Here is a 22,322-nt window from a genome sequence, read left to right on the forward strand (position 1 = left end):
GGGGGGTGTGGGGAGTGTGAGGAGTTAAACAACTAACAACTAACTACTAACAATTACGAATTACCAATTACCAAAAACTAAACTATATGCCCAAGGTATCTGTGATTATCCCAGCCTACAATAGCATGACTTATCTGCCAAAAACTCTAGAAAGTGTTTTGCAGCAGACTTTCACAGACTTTGAAGTATTCATCATTAATGATGGTAGCTCAGACAATATCGTTGAATGGGCGTTACAGATAACAGATCCACGTGTCAGGCTGATTTCGCAACCAAACCAGGGTGTATCTGTTGCACGCAACACAGGTATTACCCATGCACAAGGAGAATACATTGCATTCTTGGACGCAGACGATTTATGGGAACCAAGCAAGTTAGAAAAACAAGTGCGTTGTCTGGAGGATAACCCAGCAGTAGGTTTAGTTTATACCTGGACAAATTTTATTGATGAATCAAATAAGCCTACAGGTGTATCCATTGTTTCCCATGCAGAGGGGAATGTATGGGAGCAAATTGTTGTTAGAGACATGATCTCTACAGGTAGTTCACCAATGATTCGCCGTGAATGTTTTGCATCCGTAGGAGTATTTGATGCCAACATTAGTATTGGTGAAGACCGAGATATGTGGAGCCGCATTGCTGCTCGCTATCAATTTGCAGTGGTCAAAGAACCTTTAACTTTATATCGTAGACATTCTAGAAATACAACTAAAAACAGCAAAAAAATAGTTCATGAACTGCATCAGGTAATCGAGAAAAGTTTTCAGTCTGCTCCTTTAGAATTGCTGTATTTGCGAAATCGTAGCTATGGCTGGATGAACTATTTTGCAGCTTGGTCTGCTCTGCTAGGAGAGAATAACTACAAGGACGCAATGCATTTTAGTCGACAAGCTGTTTTACACTACCCCCAACTACGCTACACGTTGATGTATGTACGCTTGAGTGTAGCAATAGCAATCATACGTTGGCTTGGATCTCAAACTTATCAGGAAGTGCGATCGCTAACCCGTACTATGCGTCGGCTAATCTTAGGTATCGCCAGCCAATACCAATTCACAATTCGCAATTAAAAAACTTAGATGTAGCAAAGCTACAAATCATCTGTGTCCATCCGTGTCCATCGGTGTTCGTTCAAATAATAATTCATTCCCCTAGTTATAGACGCGAACTCGTGGAGATCTAGTTAAATAACAAAACTTGATTATGCACCTGATTGTTTTAGAACTAGAACCAACTTCCTGTCGGGGTGGACAGGAAATAGTCCTATTTGATATTTGCCGTGGTCTTGCTCAAAGGGGACATATTATTAGTCTTGTTTATACTAAAGAAGGGAATTTACTTGAGCAGTATCAAAAGTTTTGTAGCCATGTCATCAAGGTTAATTTATTTACAATTTATCCACCAAAATCTAATTTTCGATTTCTAGCTGATATTTTTAAAATAAATAGGAAAATTCCAGTTACCAAAAATAGTATCTTGCTGAGTAATCAGTATCAAGATACTTTTTTTGCTCGTGCTTTAGCTTTATCAAAAAATATACCTTTGGTATGTTATTTGCATTTACCTCCATCTCATAGAATATTAATTGGTAACACCGCAATAAAAAGTGTAAAACAGTTTTTCAGAGAGTCATATATTAGATGGCAGTGGCAAACTGGATTAAAAGGTGTGAAGCAGTTTATTGCTGTTTCCTATCAGACGAAGCGAGACTGGGTTAAAAATGGTTATTCAGCAGATATAATTGAGGTCGTACATAACGGAATCAACCTAGAAATATACACATCTCCAATTAATTTTGTTCTTAGAAGAAAAGAATGGAATATCCTGGAAAATACTAGAGTAATTTCCTATGTTGGCAGATTAGATCCAGAAAAGGGATTAGAAACGCTAATTAAAGCATTTGTTATTTTGCTAAAAAATGGTAATAAAACTCAATTATTAATTGCTGGAAAGCCTCTCAATGAAGATGAGGAATATCAAAAATCATTAGAACAGCTAACGATCGATTTGGGCATAGAAAATTATGTCAGCTTTCTAGGTCATATAAGTAATACTACAAGTTTATATCAAGTAAGTGATGTCACAGTTCTACCTAGTTTATGGTCAGAACCTTTTGGACGAGTAATTGTAGAATCAATGGCATGTGGAACTCCTGTGGTAGCTAGCTGCATTGGAGGAATACCGGAGATTTTGACAGGAGAGTTTCAAAAAGGACTGTTTGAACCAGCAAATGAGCGAGATTTATCAGATACTCTCAATCAAATAATTAATTGGAGAGAGAATGACTCCGAGTTAGGTAAAAGATGTCGTGAACATGTGTTCAAAAAATTCAGTTTGGACAAAATGATTGATGGTGTTGAAAAAGTACTAGAACGCCGATTCAGTTCAGCGAGGAACTAGGGCTATGATATTTACTGCTGTAGGAAATTACATAAATTTTAAACTGGCAATGCCAATTTCTAGGTTGTTAAAAGCTACGAATTGTTGGCAAGATAACTATTTTATCTTCCGAGAGTTCAAATACTTTCCGCGCATGGCTATTTTGGCTCTGGTGTATCTTCTCATAGCAGCAATTTTAGAAGGATTTGGGATTGGTTTTATTCTGTCATTTTTACAAAATTTGACCAATCCCACTGCACCACCAATTAAAACAGGCATTTCCTGGTTTGATATTTGGATATTGGGAGTAAATGCTCCTGCTGCTGAGCGCATCTATCGAATATGTGCGCTAATAATCATGACGACATGGTTACGTTCACTCTTTAATTACTTAGGACAGGTTTATAATCAGAAAACTCAGTTGCATCTTGCTGATCAACTACGTAGACGAGTTTTTGAACAATTGCAAGCATTAAGTCTGAGTTATTTTACCAAGACGCGTTCTGGTGATTTAATTAATAGCATAACATCTGAAATATATCAGCTAATACAAGCTTTTAATGTAATTTCTTTTCTTTTGACCAGGAGTTCAATTCTATTAGTTTATACAGTGTCAATGTTATTACTATCATGGCAACTAACGCTGATTTCCGTGATGCTGTTTAGTTTGCTATCGGTAGGGATGACAACATTATTAGGACGAGTACGGGAGGCTAGTTTTGCAAGGACAAGCGCTGGTAGCTGGTATACTTCAGTGGCGCTGGAATTTATCAATGGTATTCGTACAGTTCAGGCATTTGCAGCTCAAGACTATGAGCGCAAACGGTTTTATGATGCTAGTACGAAGCTCCTGAAAAGTGCGACCAAATCTGTTTCAGCGATGTCATTGATAGAACCCGTCTCAGAAGGGGTTTCGATCACACTGCTCATTGGTATGCTGATTCTAGCATTTAGGTTCCTAATTCAGAATGGACTGTTGGAATCAGCTTCGCTGTTGACATTTTTATTCGTCTTATTGCGTGTTGCGCCAAATGTGCGTGCAATCGATGCAGCCAGAGCGCAGTTCAACAATTTTCAGGGAGCATTCAACAATATTAAGGAGCTGTTGAGAACTGACAACAAAACTTACTTACAAAATGGTAAAGTCCAGTTTTCAGGATTGCAGCGAGCCATCAGGTTTGTAGGTGTAGATTTTGGCTACGATGCTAATGAATTGGTATTGCATAATATTTCTCTAACTATCGAACGGGGAAAGATGACAGCACTCGTTGGAGCCTCTGGTGCTGGTAAATCAACACTGGCTGATTTAATTCCACGATTTTACGACCCAACCAGAGGTAAAATTCTCATGGATGCTGTAGAACTGCGAGAGTATGAGATTAACTCGCTACGCCGCAAGATAGCTGTCGTCAGTCAGGATACATTCATTTTTAATACTTCTGTCCGCAATAATATTGCCTATGCAATGGAAGAGGTAGATGAAGCTGCAATTATGGAAGCAGCTCGATTGGCTCATGCGCTGGAATTTATTCAAGAGTTGCCTGAAGGCTTTGATACCCAGCTTGGAGATCGAGGAGTGCGGCTATCTGGAGGACAACGTCAGCGTATAGCGATCGCTCGTGCTTTGCTGCATGATCCAGATATTCTGATCTTAGATGAGGCAACGAGTGCTTTAGACTCTGTGTCTGAAAGGTTAATTCAAGAGTCTTTAGACAAGCTTGCTGTTGGTCGAACAGTGATTGCGATCGCTCATCGCCTTTCTACAATTGTCCGAGCAGATAAAGTCGTAGTGCTTGAACAGGGACGCATTGTAGAGCAAGGAGGATATCAAGATTTATTAGCACAACATGGCAAACTCTGGAAATATCATCAGCTTCAACATGAATTGAGTCAAGTAGGGTAGAACAGTCTTAAATTTCAAAAATCTGCAAATCTATGCACCTGATTGCTTTAGAAAATGAACTGTCTTCTTGTCGTGAAGGAAACTGGACAAGATTACAAAAATAAATATTTAAGGAGGTTTTATCAATTTATGCATCTAGCATATGTTACTAGTTATAATGTTTTAGATCACTCAGATTGGCCTGAAAATTTAGTAGGACTTCGAGGAGCAGGTTATCATTTAGCACAACACTTAGAAAAGCAATCTGTACAACTTGATTATATAGGGCCCTTAAAGCAAGAATATAGATTTATAAATAGGTTGAAGAGGAAATTTTATAGGAAATTTTTGCATAAAGTTTATGCCTGCTGGGCAGATCCAGCAGTGATTAGAGACTATGCAGATCAAGTCTCTAGAAAACTATCTAGTTCCACAGCAAATATAGTTTTATGTCCAGAAAATGCTCAAACAATAGCATATCTTGAATGTAAGCAACCTATTGTTCTCTGGACAGATGCACCTCAGACAGCATTAATCGATTTTTACTCTATTTTTAGCAATTTCTGTCATGAGTCTAAAAGACACGTACATGCATTAGAAAAAGCAGCATTAGATAGAAGTAAATTAGTAATATTTCTATCAGATTGGGCTGCTCAAAATGCTATTAAAATTTATGAAACTAACCCATCTAAAGTAAGAGTAATTCCTTGGGGAGCAAATATAGAATGTAATAGAACATATGAGGATATTAATAATATAGTGGAATCTAAAAATACACGTTCTTGTAGATTATTATTTATTGGAGTTGATTGGTTAAGAAAAGGAGGAGATACAGCTCTGCATGTGGCTAAAGAATTAAATAAAATTGGCTTGAAGACAGAATTAATAGTAGTTGGTTCCGAACCTCCAACCAGTGAAAGTTTTCCCAATTATGTCAAATTTCTTGGTTTTATTAATAAATATACAACAGAAGGTATTAAGCAAATCAACGAATTATTTTGTACATCCCATTTCCTAATTGTACCTTCCAGAGCAGAAACCTATGGACACGTTTTTTGTGAAGCAAATTCTTTTGGACTTCCTTCTATAGCTACAAACGTTGGCGGTATACCAACTATTATCAAAGATGGTGTCAACGGAAAAACTTTTTCCGTTAACTCTAGAGTGGAAGAATATTCTACTTATATTGCTTCTCTCATATCTAATTATAGTGAATATAAAAGATTAGCTCGCTCATCATTCCATGAATATCAATCTCGTTTAAATTGGGAAGTAGCTGCAAAAACAGCAAAACAATTAATCATGGATCTAGTGTAATATTGCCAAAAAAATTGCTAATAATTTGAAAATAAAAAATAAAATCGGTGTTTTTATGCATTTTATTGGTTTAGAAAACGAACTTTCTTCTTTCCGTGGTGGACAGGAATTGAACATGTTTGAGATTTGCAATGGATTATCTCAGCGCGGACATAATATTAGTCTGATTTATTTAAAACCAGGAAATCTTCTGGGAAAGTACCGGAAATTTTGTAATTATCTAAGACAGATTAATAGTTATGAATTTAATCGTTATAAAATTAATGAATTATTATATTTTTTGCCTGGAATTTTTAGTACCATAAATATTCCAGTTATAAAAAACAGTGTTATTTTTTGCAACGCCTATGATTTCATTTTTTTTGGCTACGTTTTATCTATGCTGAAAAACATCCCTTTTGTTTGTTATTTTCAAATTCCGCCTTTTAGTAAAAATTTTAATTATCAAAAAGTACTTGGATTTAAGAATGCAAAGAGATTTATTACTGTATCCAATCAAACAAAACTTGATTGGGTAAAGTGTGGCATTCAAGAGGATAAATTTGATGTTGTATATAATGGTACTAACATTGAAAAGTATAAACTTTCAGAAAACTTCTTCTATCTTAGAAATAAATGGAATATTCCTGAAAATATTAGAGTTTTATCATATGTGGGAAGACTGGATAAAGATAAAGGATTAGAAACGCTGATTGGAGCCTTTTCTTTACTTGTAAAAAGTGGTATTAATGCCAAGTTATTGATTGCTGGGAATCCTATACTTCACTTTGCTGCTGATGGGAAAGAACATCCTGAAGAAGGTGAAAAATACAAGCGTTCCTTAAAACAGTTATCAATCGATTTAGGTATAGAAAAGAATGTAGATTTTTTGGGACATGTAGCAGATACAGTCTCCCTTTACCAAGTCAGTGATGTCACTGTTCTACCTAGTCAATGGTCAGAACCTTTTGGTAGAGTAATTATTGAATCAATGGCTTGTGGAACTCCTGTGGTAGCTAGCAGAATTGGCGGTATTCCCGAAATTTTGACGGGAGAATTTCAACAATGGCTATTTGAACCTGGTAATCAACTAGATTTGGCAGATAAATTGCATTGGATGATTCATTGGAGAGATCGTGACTCTCATTTAGCTCACAGGTGTCGTGAGCATATTTTAGGCAAATTCACTATAGATAAAATGATTGATGGTATTGAGAAAGTGTTATTACAGGTTGCTAAAAAATGAAAAATCTTGTATGCATGAGAATTTTCAGGAATAGAAATTGGTAAAAAAATAAGGGTATAAATGTTAAATTTCCTGCAAAAATCAGGATAATTGATAATTACGAACACCGATGTAGACGCGCTTTGCGCGGCTTGCCGCAGGGTACACTCATGGAACACAGATTGTAGATGTGAGTATTTGATTGAGCAAATGTACCGCACATCCCACGACCATAGTATCTAAAAAATTATAACAATAGTATCTTGGGCAACTGGAAATAGATGATAAACTAGGGAAGATTTCTTGAGGAAGTGTTGATGGCACGGACAAACGGGTTAAAAAATCAAACATCAGCGGAAGTTCCACCAGATATTTTAGATTCTGAAGATACAGCAGCAATTAAAGATTCATCGGAACAATTGGAAGATATCCAGGATATTGATGACGTATTGAATTCTTTAAAAACCTTATTAAGTACTGTAGAAAAGCTCCAAAAAGTCCGACAAGAAGTGGGCGATATTAAACCTTTGCTGATGCGGATGCTTGATGGAGAATTGCTTGCTGGTGAAGAACTTGAGCAACTCAAGTCAGGTGTAAGTGGTCTTGTTCGTCTGGTTCGTACTTATAGTGAACATCAAGCAGCATTGGCTAAAGCGCAACCAGCTAGAAACCTGTTAGATCAAGTGTTAAAAGGCAATAAAGCTGGTTAAATTTATGAAATTTATGAAATTAAATTGTACGTAGCGATCGCCTACACCTTGATAGGCAATGGAAAAAATGTACAATCCGGATAATTGCAACCAAACTTTATTTAACTTATAGAATTTTATATTACGTATAAATTATTTCATATAAAACTCCTATTTGATTTTTGTGAAGCCAGGTACACCGAAGAGCTTTCTTTTCTATTGCCTACCTCTACGATTAATTTCAAATATCTAAAGTGGACTGCTATATCCTCAAATCGTTAGATGATAGTTCAATGCAAATAAGCTATATTTGTTATAACAAAGATGCAGAATAACTTTTAATACCTAAGTTTTGAGACCTAACAAATTCCTGAATCAATTTGTATCAAAGGTTTCAAGACGCAAGTTGCTTATGCTAACATTTTTACATAGGTATAATCGATGCCTAAGTTGGTAAGCGCCGTAAAGTAGCGACCAAATAGTAAGAGGACATCTAGGTAAAATTTTAACTAAGTAACAGCTGATTAGTTGTCGAAATTTGTAGCAGAACTTTAGCGATCGCTAGATTACAAAGGCTACTAATTGCACAAACTACACTCAAAAAAAACTCCAATTGCGTCTTGAGGTTGAATTGTAGAAAAACGCATTTGGTAGGTACAGCAATGACACACATCGAAGGAACCTTCATAGGAGCAGGAGGGCTGAGTCTTTATTATCAAAGTTGGCAGCCAGAAGGAGAATTACGGGCAATTATTGCCATAGTACACGGCTTGGGAGCACATAGCGGATTATTTATGAATGCCGTGCAACATTTATTACCCTTGGGTTATGCTGTCTATGCTTTTGACCTGCGAGGACATGGGCGATCCCCTGGACAACGAGGACATATTAACTCTTGGGCAGAGTTGCGAGAAGATTTACATACCTTTTTGACACATATTCAGGAACAAAGTTCTGGCTGTGCATATTTTTTGTGGGGTCACAGTTTAGGCGCAGTGATAGCTGTAGATTACGCCTTGCGCTTTCCTCAAAGCTTGCAAGGATTGATCCTGACAGCACCTGCTTTAGGAAAAGTGAACCTGCCTCTGGTAAAAATGGCATTAGGGCGAATGCTTTCACAAGTCTGGCCAAACTTTAGTTTGAAAGTAGGTCTTGATAAGGGAAAAAACTTGCGAGGCCCGAATTATCTCACCATTCAAGATCCATTAAGGCATGAGTATGGTAGCGCCCGACTGGCGGCGGAGTTTTTCGCCACTGAAAAATGGGTTGAAACTCATGCTTGTGAGTTACAAGTACCTTTGCTGATTCTTTATAGCAGTGACGATAAGATCACACCGCCGGAAGGTAGCATAAAATTTTTCCAGAAAATAGGTTTCCCGGACAAAGAAATCCATGAATATGCCGGTGACTACCATGACTTTCATCAGGATATCAATTACCAAAAAATACTTGTAGATTTAGAGGATTGGTTAGAAAGACATTTGGATGGAGAAACAGAGAATCAATCATCAAGGTGTCTGATAAAAATACCTACTTTCAAAACCGAACCTTTGACTCATTAAATGGGTTTCTTTGCGAAAAAGATACAAAGCTTGTCGTTGATCCCCAGCATGATCTACATTATTATTAGTACAAAAGAGCTTAGTTTAAGACATGTAGGTACAAAATAAGCCTAAGCCTTAAACTGAGTGAATTATATTTTTAATCAATACAAACTTAAAAGGAGAAAAATAGGAATTTTCAAGACTTAGGTATTAAAAGTCTGCATCTTAAATGTACCTAATTTGGATTAATTTTAGCCCGACTATCTTAAAATAATTGATTGTCCTTCCTATTTCATAGGAAAAGAACAAATAAAGAACATATAGGGAACTAGTAGTTCACGACACAAACTTTGACAGGTAAACCAATTTTTAGACTCATCTTCTTTTCCTCTTCCTTCGCGTTCTTCGTGTCTTCGCGGTTCATTTCTTTACCCATCAAAATTAATGTGGCAAACCACTAGGCAAATATTTTCCTATCTCACAAATGATTGAGGGTTGCTTGATAGAACCATTATTTGATTTCTGAAACAACAATCTGATTTTCCTGTTAAGCGTTCCCTATTCCCTTTCTTACCGATAACGAGGGGAAGAGTCAGAAACTCTTCTTGGAGAAAATGTCATGTACAAATCAGATCTATAAAGCGCCTCCCAACTCTGGACAAGTAGTATTAGGGCGTACTTTACCTTCCTTATTAGATGAAGCGTGCGATCGCACTCCCAACTCCCGTGCTTTCAATCAGTTTACACAAACAGGCTGGCAAGCTTTATCTAATCATGAATTTCGCACAGCTGTAACAGAATTGGCATTAGGCTTGCTGAATTTGCAACTAAAAGCAGGGGATTGCATTGCTTTACTCATGCACAGCGATGTTAATTTTTGTATTGCTGACATGGGTTCCTTGCTTGCAGGTTTAGTGAATGTACCAATTGACTTAACCCAAACAATTGAACACATTATCTTCATTTTGCAGCACACAGAAGCCAAAGCGCTGATTATTTCTGATCTAGACTTGCTTTCTCAAATTATTCCTTATCTGCAAAATGCTAGCAATCTCCAAGCAGTAATAGTTGCTGATGTTTCTATTGAATGGTATCAAAGGCGACAACAATTAACCTGTCAACAAAGCGGGGAAAAAGATCAAATCATTCCTGAAAATCTTTGTTTATCCTTACCAACATCACACTTACCAGCAGCTGCACAATCAGTTGTAGATATTCCACAATGTATTCAAGTTTTTTCAGTAGAGGAAATTCGCTCTCAGGGACGGAAGAAAATTTCTGAATTTAGTTTTCAGGAACTGAATACCAAACTGATAGCTAATAACCTGGCCACGATCATTTATATTCCTGGAACCACTGGAGAACCGCAAGGGGTAATGCTTACCCATGAAAATCTCTCTGCTAATGCAGTAGCAATGTTTACAGGAATACCTAATTTGGGATTGGGAACAGAAGAAATTGTTCTTTCTTTTTTGCCATTAACCCATGTTTTTGCTCGTGTGCTTGTCTATGGGCATATTAAATATGGTCACAGCATTTATTTCAGCAATTCTCATCGTATTTTAAAACACCTGCAAGAAGTCAAACCAACAATATTTGCTACAGTACCTTTACTGTTAGAAAAAATTTATCACAAGCTTTTAGAAATAGGAGAAAAAAATCAGAAACGGGTAAAATTGCCCCGTCCTCATATTACCTTGTCATCCTTAAAGTTCTCTACTAACTGGGTGAGAAAAACCTCACTTACTGCTTGGCGAGAAGCCACTGTGCGGTTGTCTACAACAGGGAGAACCCTAAAAACCCATTTAACTTCAGCACGTCGATTCTCTGTTCCCTTATCTCAATCGGTGATGAATTGGGCAATAAAAATAGCTCAAAAATATGAATTAGGAAAAATACCACAACGTCGATATGCTTTGATGCTGAAACTGGCAGACAGATTAGTATTTTACCAGTGGCGTGCTGTTTTTGGTAGCAATATAAAATACCTAATCAGTGGAGGTGCAGCTTTAAAAGCAGAAATTGCGAATTTATTTGCGGCTGCGGGAATAAAAATTTTACAAGGCTATGGTTTAACAGAAACTAGTTCAGCTGTAACTTGTAATCGCGGTCAATTCAATCGTGCTGGGACTGTCGGTGTAGCGATCGCTGGCGTAGAAATTATGATAGCCGAAGATGGGGAAATTCTTACCAGAAGTCCTTACATTACTCAAGGCTATTACAAAAACCCACAAGCTACCCAGCAACTCATCGATGCTGAAGGTTGGTTACATACAGGTGACTTGGGAGAATTTACATCTGACGGTTTTCTCAAGATTAGTGGTTTGAAGAAAAGCCGTTTTAAACTTTCTACAGGCAAGTATGTCACACCACAACCAATAGAAAGTCGGTTAGAAAAATCTGCTTTGATAACAAAAGCTGTGACTGTTGGTGCTGATCGTAAGTTTTGTGCCATGCTGATTTTTCCTAATTTAGATAATTTACAGCAGCAGGCTTTATCAATAGGAATTGATTTACCAATTGAAGAATTACTGAAGCATCCTTGCATCGTTGCTTTATATCAAGCATTGGTGGATGAAGCGAATTGTCATTTGCCTCATTGGTCAACGGTAAAAAAATTCCGGCTAATTAATGCCAAATTTACTGTTGAGAATGTAATGCTAACAATAAATCAGGAGGTAAATAGGGGCAAAATTTTAGAAGTATTTGCTGAAGAAATTAATGCAATATATGAAGATAAGAGGATGCAAAGATATGAAAATGTCACAATAGAACAAATAGATGATTTATGTCCGGTGAATCAGAGGTTTTCATGTCCTGCGTTTGCTCAATCTTTGAGTTCTTAGCTATTAGGTTTGTGCTGAAGGAGCTAAGCTAAGATTTAAATGAACCGCGAAGTACGCAAAGGACGCGAAGGTAAGAGAGTTGTAGAGGGTTTTTGCATCGGTTAGGTGAATTTTTAAAATTAGGTATTCAATCAGTCTAAAATCCAAAATTGAAGAAGGAAGGGTGATGTATGTATAAGCCGTTCCAAAAAGCTGCAGTATTGGGTGCGGGAGTGATGGGTTCACAAATTGCTGCACATTTGGCTAATGCGGGATTAACTGTTCATTTATTAGATATTGCGGCTACGGGCGATCATAAAAATGATGTTGTAGAAACAGCTTTTAGAAAGGCTGTTAAGCAGTCTCCACCGATTTTATTTACAGAAAAAACAGCCCGTCGTGTGATTTTGGGGAATTTTGATGAGCATTTTCACCGCATTGCTGATGTTGATTGGGTAATAGAAGTTGTAGTCGAAAATCTTGCTATTAAACAAGATTTGCTGGCGCGGGTGGAAGGTGTAATTAGTGATGAGACAGTAGTGTCTACTAATACTAGTGGTCTACCTGTTCATGAAATTGCTCAAGGACGTTCTGAGTCTTTTAGGAAGAGGTTTTTGGGCACTCACTTTTTTAATCCGCCGCGCTATTTGAAGTTATTAGAGTTAATTCCGACACCGGATACTGAGCCGCAAATCCTGGAAAAAATGCAGTGGTTTGCTTGGATGCATCTTGGTAAAGGTGTAGTAGTAGCTAAAGATACCCCCAACTTTATAGCCAACCGCATAGGTATGTATGCAACTATGCTGGGTATCCGGGGTGTAACTGAGCAAGGTTACACAATTGAAGAAATTGATACATTAACAGGGGTGATTGCTGGACGACCGAAATCAGGGACATTTCGCACGGCTGATTTGGTGGGGTTAGATACTTTGATGTATGTGGCACACAACCTTTACCCAGCTATTGTCCATGATGAAAGCCGGGAAGTCTTTCGAGTGCCAGAGTTACTGAAGAAACTGGTGGAAACTGGGTCGTTAGGAGCAAAAACAGGTCAAGGATTTTACAAAAAGCAAGGTCAGGAAATACTCTCGATAAATCCCACGACACTGGCTTACGAAGCAGCGAAACCGCTGGATTTAGGGGATATTGAGGCAATTGGGAAAATTGATGATTTAGGCGATCGCTTACACAAACTCTACCATGATTCTGGTCGTGCTGGTGCATTCTTCCGCCAATTAACCTTAGAAATCCTGGGTTACAGCGCCCGTCGCATCCCGGAAATTGCCGACAGACCAGCAGATATCGACCGGGCAATCCGGTGGGGTTTCGGCTGGGAACTCGGCCCGTTTGAAATTTGGGATGTCCTGGGCTTTGAAACTGTATTGGCAGACATGAAAGTAGCTGGTATATCTGTACCTGAGTGGGTAGAAAAGATGCACAATTCTGGTGTGCATAGCTTCTATCAAAAAGACAGACTATCTTGGGCTGAACAAAAAGTAGTCGATGCTTGTGCAGTCTGTATCAGCGAACAGCCAAAATCCCCAACAGATGAAATTCATCTAGCAGCTATCAAAGAAGATACCAAAAACATCTTGTGGCAAAACTCCGAAGCTTCTTTGTTGAACTTGGGCGATGGAGTTGTTTTGTACGAGTTTCATTCCAAAGGCAATACCCTGACTTTAAAAGTAGTAGAAGGCTTAGCCAAAGCATTAGATATTGTTGAAAACAGTGATTATCGGGGATTAGTCATAGGTAACGACAGTACCAACTTCTCTGGAGGGGCGAATTTGGCAGAAATGGTCATGTTAGCCCAGACAGATAACGGTAAAGGCATCGCCGATTTAATCGTCAAATTCCAAACCTTACTGCAACGCATTAAATATTTTCCCAAACCAATAGTCACCGCCATTGTCGGACGAGTTTTAGGCGGAGGTTGTGAATTAGTCTTAGCTTCTCCTCATGTAGTCGCAGCCGCAGAAACTTACATCGGACTAGTAGAACTCAGCGTCGGTTTGATTCCTGGAGGTGGCGGCATCATGCGGATGGTGACTTGGGCAGCAGATAAAGCCGCCAGCGAATCACCACAACATATTCAACCCTTCCTGCGAAAAGTATTTGAAACTATTGGCATGGCCAAAATTTCCACTAGCGCCCATGAAGGGCAAGAATTAGGCTTCCTCCCACCCACAACCAAAATTGTGATGAATGCCGACCGACTTTTAACTGTAGCCAAAGCAGAAATACTGTGTCTAGACCGCATAGGTTACATGCCACCACCAAAACGTAACGCCGTCATGGTGCTAGGTCTTCCAGCGCGGGCAATGTTGGAACACGCCGCATATATCATGCAACAAGGAGGCTACATTTCAGAGTATGACCATTATTTAGCTAGCCGCTTAGCATATGTGATGACAGGCGGAGAATTGACAGCACCTGCCTTGGTCAATGAAAACTACCTATTGCAACTAGAAACAGAAACCTTCTTACCACTACTACAGCAACCAAAAACGCACGAACGAATTGCTTATATGTTGAAAACGAAGAAACCTCTGAGAAACTAACGCAAAAACCCTCTCAAAAACTCTTACCTTTGCGTCCTTCGTACCTTCGCGGTTCGTTCTAAATTTTCTTAACGTAGACACCAAGTTTGCCTTATTTATCAATAGGTCGGAGTTATTTATGAAACAAGCCTATATAATCAGCAGTGTTCGCACACCCGTAGGAAAAGCGCCACGGGGTACGTTACACAACATGCGTCCAGATGATATGGGTGCATTTGTCGTAAAAGCAGCCATTGAACGAGTTAAAGACTTAGAGCCTGTATACATTGATGATGTAATTATGGGTTGTGCTTTTCCGGAAGCAGAACAGGGATTTAATATCGGGCGGTTAATTGCCCAACGTGCAGGTTTACCTGATTCTGTGGCAGGTATGACAGTGAATCGGTTCTGTGCTTCTGGACTGCAAGCAATCGCAATAGCAACCCAAGCAATCATGGTAGGACATGCGGAAGTCATTGTTGCGGGTGGTGCGGAATCTATGAGTTTGATTCCAATGGGAGGACATTATTTCGCCCCCAACCCAAGAATGATGGTAGATATGCCCAAGGTTTACTGCACCATGGGTATTACCGCCGAAAACGTCATGCAGTACTACGAAATCTCCCGCCAAGAACAGGATGCTTTTGCTTTACGTTCTCATCAAAAAGCTTTAGTTGCCATTAGGCAAGGTCGGTTTACAGAAGAAATCGTACCACTCGAAGTCCGGGACATACTCTATATTGATGGCACTCCGCGACCGCTAGAAAAGGTATTTACGGTAGATGAAGGGCCGCGTCCTGATACCAGTATAGAAGCTTTGATGAAATTACCACCTGTATTCCGTGTCGGTGGTGGTGTGACAGCCGGTAACTCATCGCAAATGTCAGACGGTGCAGCAGCAACAGTGGTAATGAGCGATCGCATGGTGCGGATGCTTGATGTCCGTCCGATGGCTAAGATGTTAGGCTATGCGGTTGCGGGTGTAGCACCAGAAGTAATGGGTATTGGCCCGGTGGAAGCTGTACCGAAAGTTTTAAAACAGGTGGGTTTGACTTTAAATGACATTGGCTTAATCGAACTTAACGAAGCCTTTGCTGCCCAAAGCTTGGCTGTGATTCGCAAACTCGGACTCAACGAGGAAATTGTCAATGTCAACGGTGGTGCGATCGCCCTTGGTCATCCTCTCGGTTGCACTGGTGCGAAACTCACAGCTACTCTCCTCCACGAAATGAAACGGCGTAGTGTCCGTTATGGTTTGGTGACGATGTGTGTTGGTGGGGGAATGGGTGCTGCGGCTGTGTTTGAGAATTTGATGATTTAGTTTTCTTTTTTCAACGCAGAGGGACGCAGAGGTTAGCGCAAAGTCACGCAGAGTGTTTCTGAGGAAAATTTCTCTTGCATTTGTTTAACTCTAATTCTTTGCGCCTTTGCGTGAGATTTTTTTAATTTAGGGTAAAACTAATGAACTATTACCTTATTTCTACGGTAATTTTCCTACTACTATTACTTGGTTATATCGGTGTTCCTTTGTGGGTTTGGTCGGTTTATTTGGCAGTATTACTAGTATTTTTTCAGGCTCCGATTTGGATTTGGGTGATTTTTGGTGCGATCGCTTGCATATTCAATATCCCTATTCTGCGGCAAAAGCTCATTACATCATCATTGATTAAAGCTATTAAAGCTTTTAATTTATTACCAAAAATCTCTGATACTGAACGGGCTGCAATTGAAGCGGGAAATGTTTGGGTGGATGGAGAATTTTTTTCTGGTCAACCAGATTTCCAAAGAATTAATCAAGAACCATATCCTCAAGTGACGCCGGAATTGCAAGCATTTCTGGATGGCCCGGTGGAACAAGTTTGTCGCATGGTGAGTGATTGGGAAATTTACCTTCGCAAGGATTTACCGCCGGAAGTTTGGGACTATCTCAAGAAAGAGCGGTTTTTGGGGATGATGATACCCCAAGAATATGGCGGTTTGGGATTTTCTAATTTTGCCTACAGTAGTGTGATGACGAAGTTGGCATCTCGTTCTTTTACCCATATCGCTACTGTTGGGGTGACGAACTCATTAGGCCCAGCAAAATTATTACTACGCTACGGTACACAGGAACAGAAAAATTATTACCTACCACGCCTGGCACGGGGTGAAGAAATTCCTTGTTTTGCGCTGACAGAACCAACTGCTGGGTCAGATGCAGCCAGTATTAAGTCTGAAGGAATCGTGTTTAGAGGCGAGGATGGCAAGCTTTATTTGCGTCTGAATTGGAACAAGCGATATATTACCTTAGCTACGATCGCCACTCTCTTAGGACTAGCTTTCAAATTACGTGATCCGGAAGATTATTTAGGTAAAGGTAAAGATGTTGGCATTACCTGTGTTTTAATTCCTACTGATACCCCAGGCGTAATCATGGGTAGGCGGCACGATCCGATGGGTGTGCCTTTTTACAATTCTCCCACGGAAGGACATAACGTGGTTGTGAGTGTTGACCAAATTATCGGCGGTGTAGAACAGGCGGGTAATGGCTGGAAAATGCTGATGCAGACTTTGGCAGCAGGTCGGGGAATTAGCTTCCCTGCTAGTTGTACGGGAGTAGCAAAATTAGTAGCCAGAGTTACAGGGGCTTATGCTGTAGTCCGGCAACAATTTGGTTTGTCGATTGGTCATTTTGAAGGCGTAGAAGAACCTCTAGCACGCATTGGCAGTCTCACTTACTTAATGGAATCTGTACGAAATTATACTTGCGGTGCAGTAGATCAAGGAGAACAACCAGCAGTCATTTCGGCGATCGCTAAATACAGTTTGACAGAACTCTCCCGCAAAATTATTAATGATGGCATGGACATTATGGGCGGTGCAGGGATTTGTCGCGGCCCCAGAAATTTATTAGCAAATATTTATACAGCTACCCCAATTTCAATCACCGTCGAAGGCGCAAACATTCTCACCCGCACCTTAATGATTTTTGGACAAGGAGCAATTCGCTGCCATCCTTATGTATATCAGGAGATTACAGCGCTGGATCAATCAGATGTCACAGCCTTTGATCAAGCATTCTGGCATCATCTTGGACTGACAGTACGTAATACTTTCCGTGCATTACTTCTCAGTATTTCCCGTGGATATTTGGCTGCTTCTCCCGTCCCAGGTGCAACAGCCAAATACTACCGCAAACTAGAGTGGGCATCTGCTACCTTTGCCTTACTGACTGACATCACTATCTTTTCCTTTGGTGGCGCATTGAAGCGACGAGAAAAGCTGACAGGCAGGTTTGCGGACATTCTTACCTGGATGTACTTAGCCACTGCAACCCTACGACGCTTTGAAGCCGAAGGGCGAAAACCAGAAGACTTACCTTTTGTTCACTGGGCAATGCAATACGCTTTTGCGCAAATCCAGTCAGCCTTTGAGGGAATTTTCCAGAATTTCTCCGTACCAGTTCTAGGTACACTGTTTGCTGGGCCTGTAAGTTGGTGGTGGCGACTAAATCCCATAGGTTCCCTACCCAATGATCAACTTGGCAGTGAAGTTGCCCGGAAACTACAAACTCCCGGACAAATACGCGATCGCCTCACCGCAGGAATTTATATTGCTACTAGTAGCGAAGAAGCATTGGGACGTTTAGAAAAAGCTTTCATCTTGTTATCCCAAGCCGAACCATTACTCAAAAAGCTCAAAAATGCCAGTCACACAGAGAAACTACCACAGCAAAAACCCGACGAACTGATTTCAGCAGCCCTCAAAGCCAGAGTAATTAGTAACAAAGAAGTTGAACTCATCTGTGAAGCAGAGTTCGCCCGTAATGATGCCATTCAAGTAGATTCCTTTACTTTAGAGGAATATTTGCAAGGCACTCAGCAGAGCAAAGGTAGATGGCAGATGGCAGAAGGTGAAATCAACGAGGCCTTCTCCTATACCCCTACACCCCCTTACAGCCCTATACCCTCTTTCAACTCAGAAGAGGTGAAATAATTCTACCTTAGAAACACTCCGCGTAACTCTGCGCTCACCTCCGCGTCCCTTTGCGTTTAAACAACAAAAGTAAACGAATCTAAAATCCTCTTACCTCCTGTCTACAGTTGTGAAGAATTAAGACAGCTATAGATATTAACACTTACTCATGGTGATATGGTTAAATCCAAACTCTAAATAAGTTAGTGTCTCTCTTTACCTGGGAAACTCAGCGAGATCAAAAGGAGAACACGCATGAAGATTGGTATTCCCAAAGAAGTTTACCCTGGCGAACGTCGTGTAGCAGCTACACCGGAAACAGCCAAACGTCTAATGAAGCTTGGTTTCGATGTATTGATTGAAAAGCGTGCAGGTGCAAGTGCCAACTTTACAGATGAAGCATACATACAAGCTGAATGCACGATTGTTCTAGATGCTCCTACTCTCTGGGCACAGTCAGATATTGTACTGAAGGTGCGTCCACCGCAAATGCACCCGGAAGTCGGCAAACATGAAACCGAACTGCTGCGTGAAGGAGGTACGCAAATCGGCTTCATCTGGCCAGCCCAAAACCCGGATTTACTCGATAAACTGGCAGCACGTAAAGCCACAGTGTTAGCAATGGATGCAGTACCGCGCATCACTAGGGCGCAAAAGATGGATGCCCTAAGTTCCATGGCCAATCTTGCTGGCTACCGCGCTGTGATTGAGGCTGCTAACCACTTTGGACGCTTCTTTAACGGACAGATTACAGCAGCCGGAAAGGTGCAACCTGCGAAGGTACTGGTAATTGGTGCTGGTGTAGCTGGACTAGCAGCTATCGGTACTGCTAAGAACTTAGGTGCAATTGTCCGTGCTTTTGATACACGGCTTGTAGTTAAGGAACAGGTACAGAGTCTAGGTGCAGAGTTTCTGGAACTGAATTTTGCCGAAGATGGTACGGGTGAGGGCGGCTACGCCAAGGTCATGAGTGACGAATTCATCAAGGCTGAAATGGAATTGTTCGCCGCTCAAGCTCAAGAAGTAGACATTATCATTACGACGGCGCTGATCCCAGGTAAAAAAGCACCTGTACTGATTACACAGGAAATGGTTGAGAGTATGAAGGAGGGATCGGTCATTGTTGATATGGCCGCAGAACAGGGCGGTAATTGTGCTTGTACTCATCCTGGTGAAGTTTATTGTTACAAGGGAGTGACGATTGTCGGTTTGACTGATCTACCCAGCCGGATGGCCCAACAAGCAAGCCAACTTTATGGCAACAATCTTTACCATCTCCTGGAAGAAATGGGAGGAGCGAAAAACTACAAAGTTGATCTCGAAAACGAGGTGATTCGGGGTACTTTAGTAGTTCATCAAGGAGAGATTACCTGGCCACCACCGAAGAAAATGGTGGGCACACAGGGAGAAGAGAAGCAGGAGGAAAAGAAGAAAGAGCCTACCCTTGTCGTCCCCCCATCTCTCCCCATTGCTTCATCTCCTACTTCTAGTAGTTCCTCAAAGATCAGTAGTAACCTGCTATGGCTAATCTTTGTTGGTTTAGCTCTCGTCGGTATTGGTATAAGTGCCCCTGCTTCGTTCTTATCTCATTTGATTGTGTTTGTTCTGGCTTGCTTTGTTGGTTGGCAGGTGATCTGGAATGTTAAGCCTGCTCTCCATACTCCACTGATGAGTGTCACCAATGCGATTAGCGGCATCATTATTATTGGCGGTATGCTGCAACTGTCTGGAGTATCAAGTTCATCGACTATCTTAGGAGCGATCGCTATTTTCGTGGGGACAATCAATATTTCTGGTGGCTTTCTAGTCACCCAAAGGATGCTCAGGATGTTCCAAAAGTAGAGAGAAAAGAATTATGTCGAACAATCTACTGACAGTTGCCTATATAGTGGCTAGCGCCTTATTTATTCTCAGTCTTGGAGGACTTTCCAATCAGGAAACTGCTCGCCAAGGCAATGTTTACGGCATAGTTGGTATGCTGATTGCTCTGGTTGCTACTGCACTCTCGCTAGATGTCACTACCTACGGTGTCCTGGCGTCAGTTGTCATTCCAGGAGCCGTTATCGGTGCAATTGTGGCTTCTCGGGTAGCAATGACTTCAATGCCAGAATTAGTAGCGATTCTGCATAGCTTTGTAGGGATGGCAGCAGTTCTGGTAGGCATTGCCAATTATCTGCAAGAGTCGATAGAACTCACTCCTGTTGAGTCTACAATTCACGAAATTGAAATTTTTGTGGGTGTGTTTATTGGTGCTGTCACCTTCACAGGTTCGGTGGTTGCTTTTGGCAAATTGCGGGGTATTATCAGCAGCAAACCTCTGCTTTTACCGGGGCGACACTTGCTCAACCTGGGGATGATTGGGACTTGCGTATGGTTGGGTTTCGAGTTTTTGACCATAGCACATCTGAGTGGACTGCAATCGCTGTTAGGGATGTTTGCGATCGCTTCGGTTTTGGGCATTCATCTAGTGATGGCGATCGGTGGTGCTGATATGCCGGTGGTGATCTCCATGCTCAATAGCTACTCTGGATGGGCAGCCGCCGCTGCTGGTTTCATGCTATCGAACGATTTGCTGATCATTACGGGGGCGCTGGTGGGCAGTAGTGGTGCTATCCTCAGCTATATCATGTGCAAAGCCATGAACCGTTCCTTCCTCAGCGTGATTCTTGGGGGCTTTGGTGAGCAAACAAGTGCAGCAACTCCTAGTGGAGAAAAATTTGAGGGCAATGTCACTACTGCCACAATTGCGGATACTGTACAACTTTTGCAAAACGCCAAGAGTGTCATTGTTGTCCCTGGCTACGGTATGGCAGTAGCTCAAGCCCAGCATACTGTATCAGAACTCACAAAATTGCTGCGCGATCGCGGTGTCCAGGTTCGTTTTGGCATCCATCCGGTTGCTGGTAGGATGCCTGGACATATGAACGTCCTGCTGGCTGAAGCTCATGTACCCTACGACATCGTTCTGGAAATGGATGAGATTAACGAGGACTTTCCCAAAACTGATGTGGTGCTGGTGATCGGTGCTAACGACACTGTTAACCCCAGCGCTTTGGAAGATCCTCAGAGTCTGATTGCTGGTATGCCAGTCTTAGAAGTCTGGAAGGCTGGTACTGTTGTAGTGATGAAACGTAGTATGGCCAGTGGCTACGCCGGTGTTGAGAATCCTCTGTTTTATAAAGACAACACCCGGATGCTATTTGGCGATGCCAAGAAAAATCTGGATGCGATCGTTGCAAAACTTGTACAGTTAAGTGAGGCAAGTGTAGAGTTGCGCCAACTTGCATTTGATCATGTACCGGTAACAGGCAGAGTATTAAACCTCTTGCATGAATCCTAAAAAACTCTGTTAATCACTTTGTAAGCTTACCAGCTTAACATAGTTTACTGGTCTAGAGGTGAAGTGGGAAAATCCAAGAGAATTTCCTGTCGCGGTTCTCGTACCTCCCACTGACACCTTCTTTCATTCGGTTGGTTGTAATTAATTGCCATTGTGAAATTGCGGGATTGGACGCTGTTGTTGCGGAGATTTACAATCGCCTGAGTGTAGTTTCCTCCTGCAACGGCTGTCCATTGCAACATATTTGTCGCATTAGGTTGGTCGGGAACAAAGCGCATTTTATACCTAACTCGCTCTAGGGAATCACCAGGACGGACGAAAACTAAACCCTTAACAATATCTGCTACTCGTTCAAGGAGATCGGCAGAAATAAAGCTACAATTGTTTGGGGCATCTCCTTTAACTAAGGCTAGATAAGGACGATCAACTAAAGAGTCTACTTGTTGAGCTTGAACTCCAAGGTTGGAGGAAAAGATCAGGGTAATAGGCAGTATTAAAAAAACAGCTTTTTTCATAGTTAAGTTCAAAATTTAACTAAGAAAATTAAGTATTTGGACAAAATTAAATTCATTGGTGAAAACAGCCAATAGGTAAGAGTTAAAGGGAAAGATAAATCCTCTACTCTTCCCTTATCTTAAACTCCAGCAA

The 22,322-nt window shown here is 40.8% G+C and carries 14 protein-coding genes; 13 read left to right on the top strand and 1 reads right to left on the bottom strand.

Annotated features, from left to right (window positions below):
• Nucleotides 1-86 precede the first annotated feature (86 nt).
• The 13 genes from NIES592_RS07965 (at nt 87) to pntB (ending at nt 21,674) form a co-directional block, all read left to right on the top strand.
• A complete protein-coding gene (locus NIES592_RS07965; RefSeq protein WP_073555394.1) occupies nt 87-1,070 on the top strand; it encodes a glycosyltransferase family 2 protein in 984 nt (327 codons plus the stop codon).
• Between the two features lie 133 nt (nt 1,071-1,203).
• A complete protein-coding gene (locus tag NIES592_RS07970) occupies nt 1,204-2,400 on the top strand; it encodes a glycosyltransferase family 4 protein (RefSeq protein WP_073555395.1) in 1,197 nt (398 codons plus the stop codon).
• A gap of 4 nt (nt 2,401-2,404) precedes the next feature.
• A complete protein-coding gene (gene hepA, locus NIES592_RS07975) occupies nt 2,405-4,282 on the top strand; it encodes a heterocyst formation ABC transporter subunit HepA (protein WP_073555396.1) in 1,878 nt (625 codons plus the stop codon).
• A gap of 129 nt (nt 4,283-4,411) precedes the next feature.
• Nucleotides 4,412-5,578 carry a glycosyltransferase family 4 protein gene (locus NIES592_RS07980; RefSeq protein ID WP_073555397.1) on the top strand — a complete coding sequence of 389 codons (1,167 nt, stop codon included), beginning with the start codon at nt 4,412-4,414 and terminating at the stop codon, nt 5,576-5,578.
• 55 nt (nt 5,579-5,633) lie between these two features.
• On the top strand, nt 5,634-6,803 hold the full coding sequence (locus tag NIES592_RS07985) for a glycosyltransferase family 4 protein (RefSeq protein ID WP_073555398.1): 1,170 nt from the start codon (nt 5,634-5,636) through the stop codon (nt 6,801-6,803).
• Between the two features lie 296 nt (nt 6,804-7,099).
• Entirely contained in the window at nt 7,100-7,492 is a 393-nt protein-coding gene (locus NIES592_RS07990) for a hypothetical protein (protein WP_062245943.1), read from the top strand.
• A gap of 641 nt (nt 7,493-8,133) precedes the next feature.
• Nucleotides 8,134-9,033, top strand: coding sequence for an alpha/beta hydrolase (locus tag NIES592_RS07995; RefSeq protein ID WP_073555399.1), 900 nt, complete (start codon nt 8,134-8,136; stop codon nt 9,031-9,033).
• Nucleotides 9,034-9,629: 596 nt separating this feature from the next.
• A complete protein-coding gene (locus NIES592_RS08000; RefSeq protein WP_073555400.1) occupies nt 9,630-11,861 on the top strand; it encodes an AMP-dependent synthetase/ligase in 2,232 nt (743 codons plus the stop codon).
• A gap of 170 nt (nt 11,862-12,031) precedes the next feature.
• Nucleotides 12,032-14,401 carry a 3-hydroxyacyl-CoA dehydrogenase/enoyl-CoA hydratase family protein gene (locus tag NIES592_RS08005; protein WP_073555401.1) on the top strand — a complete coding sequence of 790 codons (2,370 nt, stop codon included), beginning with the start codon at nt 12,032-12,034 and terminating at the stop codon, nt 14,399-14,401.
• A gap of 118 nt (nt 14,402-14,519) precedes the next feature.
• Nucleotides 14,520-15,701 carry a thiolase family protein gene (locus NIES592_RS08010; RefSeq protein WP_073555402.1) on the top strand — a complete coding sequence of 394 codons (1,182 nt, stop codon included), beginning with the start codon at nt 14,520-14,522 and terminating at the stop codon, nt 15,699-15,701.
• Nucleotides 15,702-15,841: 140 nt separating this feature from the next.
• Complete coding sequence (locus tag NIES592_RS08015) at nt 15,842-18,355, top strand: acyl-CoA dehydrogenase (RefSeq protein ID WP_073555403.1); 2,514 nt, start codon at nt 15,842-15,844, stop codon at nt 18,353-18,355.
• Nucleotides 18,356-18,589: 234 nt separating this feature from the next.
• Nucleotides 18,590-20,176 (top strand): Re/Si-specific NAD(P)(+) transhydrogenase subunit alpha, encoded by a 1,587-nt coding sequence (pntA, locus tag NIES592_RS08020; protein ID WP_073555404.1) that lies wholly within the window; start codon nt 18,590-18,592, stop codon nt 20,174-20,176.
• A gap of 13 nt (nt 20,177-20,189) precedes the next feature.
• Nucleotides 20,190-21,674 (top strand): Re/Si-specific NAD(P)(+) transhydrogenase subunit beta, encoded by a 1,485-nt coding sequence (gene pntB / locus NIES592_RS08025; RefSeq protein ID WP_073555405.1) that lies wholly within the window; start codon nt 20,190-20,192, stop codon nt 21,672-21,674.
• A 44-nt stretch (nt 21,675-21,718) separates the two neighbouring features.
• On the opposite strand, the gene NIES592_RS08030 is transcribed toward pntB, so the two are convergent.
• Nucleotides 21,719-22,189 carry a hypothetical protein gene (locus tag NIES592_RS08030; RefSeq protein ID WP_062245925.1) on the bottom strand — a complete coding sequence of 157 codons (471 nt, stop codon included), beginning with the start codon at nt 22,187-22,189 and terminating at the stop codon, nt 21,719-21,721.
• Between the last annotated feature and the right edge of the window lie 133 nt (nt 22,190-22,322).

Origin of the sequence: Fischerella major NIES-592 (assembly GCF_001904645.1) — a bacterium.
In the GTDB taxonomy this organism is placed as follows: Bacteria; Cyanobacteriota; Cyanobacteriia; order Cyanobacteriales; family Nostocaceae; genus Fischerella; species Fischerella thermalis.

What these genes read in the sequence shown, in the direction of transcription:
- NIES592_RS07970 (WP_073555395.1), top strand. Translation starts at nt 1,204, where the DNA reads ATGCACCTGATTGTTTTAGAACTAGAACCAACTTCCTGTCGGGGTGGA.
- NIES592_RS07985 (WP_073555398.1), top strand. Translation starts at nt 5,634, where the DNA reads ATGCATTTTATTGGTTTAGAAAACGAACTTTCTTCTTTCCGTGGTGGA.
- NIES592_RS07990 (WP_062245943.1), top strand. Translation starts at nt 7,100, where the DNA reads ATGGCACGGACAAACGGGTTAAAAAATCAAACATCAGCGGAAGTTCCA.
- NIES592_RS07995 (WP_073555399.1), top strand. Translation starts at nt 8,134, where the DNA reads ATGACACACATCGAAGGAACCTTCATAGGAGCAGGAGGGCTGAGTCTT.
- NIES592_RS07980 (WP_073555397.1), top strand. Translation starts at nt 4,412, where the DNA reads ATGCATCTAGCATATGTTACTAGTTATAATGTTTTAGATCACTCAGAT.
- NIES592_RS08000 (WP_073555400.1), top strand. Translation starts at nt 9,630, where the DNA reads ATGTCATGTACAAATCAGATCTATAAAGCGCCTCCCAACTCTGGACAA.
- NIES592_RS08005 (WP_073555401.1), top strand. Translation starts at nt 12,032, where the DNA reads ATGTATAAGCCGTTCCAAAAAGCTGCAGTATTGGGTGCGGGAGTGATG.
- hepA (WP_073555396.1), top strand. Translation starts at nt 2,405, where the DNA reads ATGATATTTACTGCTGTAGGAAATTACATAAATTTTAAACTGGCAATG.
- pntA (WP_073555404.1), top strand. Translation starts at nt 18,590, where the DNA reads ATGAAGATTGGTATTCCCAAAGAAGTTTACCCTGGCGAACGTCGTGTA.
- NIES592_RS08015 (WP_073555403.1), top strand. Translation starts at nt 15,842, where the DNA reads ATGAACTATTACCTTATTTCTACGGTAATTTTCCTACTACTATTACTT.
- NIES592_RS07965 (WP_073555394.1), top strand. Translation starts at nt 87, where the DNA reads ATGCCCAAGGTATCTGTGATTATCCCAGCCTACAATAGCATGACTTAT.
- NIES592_RS08030 (WP_062245925.1), bottom strand. Translation starts at nt 22,189, where the DNA reads ATGAAAAAAGCTGTTTTTTTAATACTGCCTATTACCCTGATCTTTTCC.
- pntB (WP_073555405.1), top strand. Translation starts at nt 20,190, where the DNA reads ATGTCGAACAATCTACTGACAGTTGCCTATATAGTGGCTAGCGCCTTA.
- NIES592_RS08010 (WP_073555402.1), top strand. Translation starts at nt 14,520, where the DNA reads ATGAAACAAGCCTATATAATCAGCAGTGTTCGCACACCCGTAGGAAAA.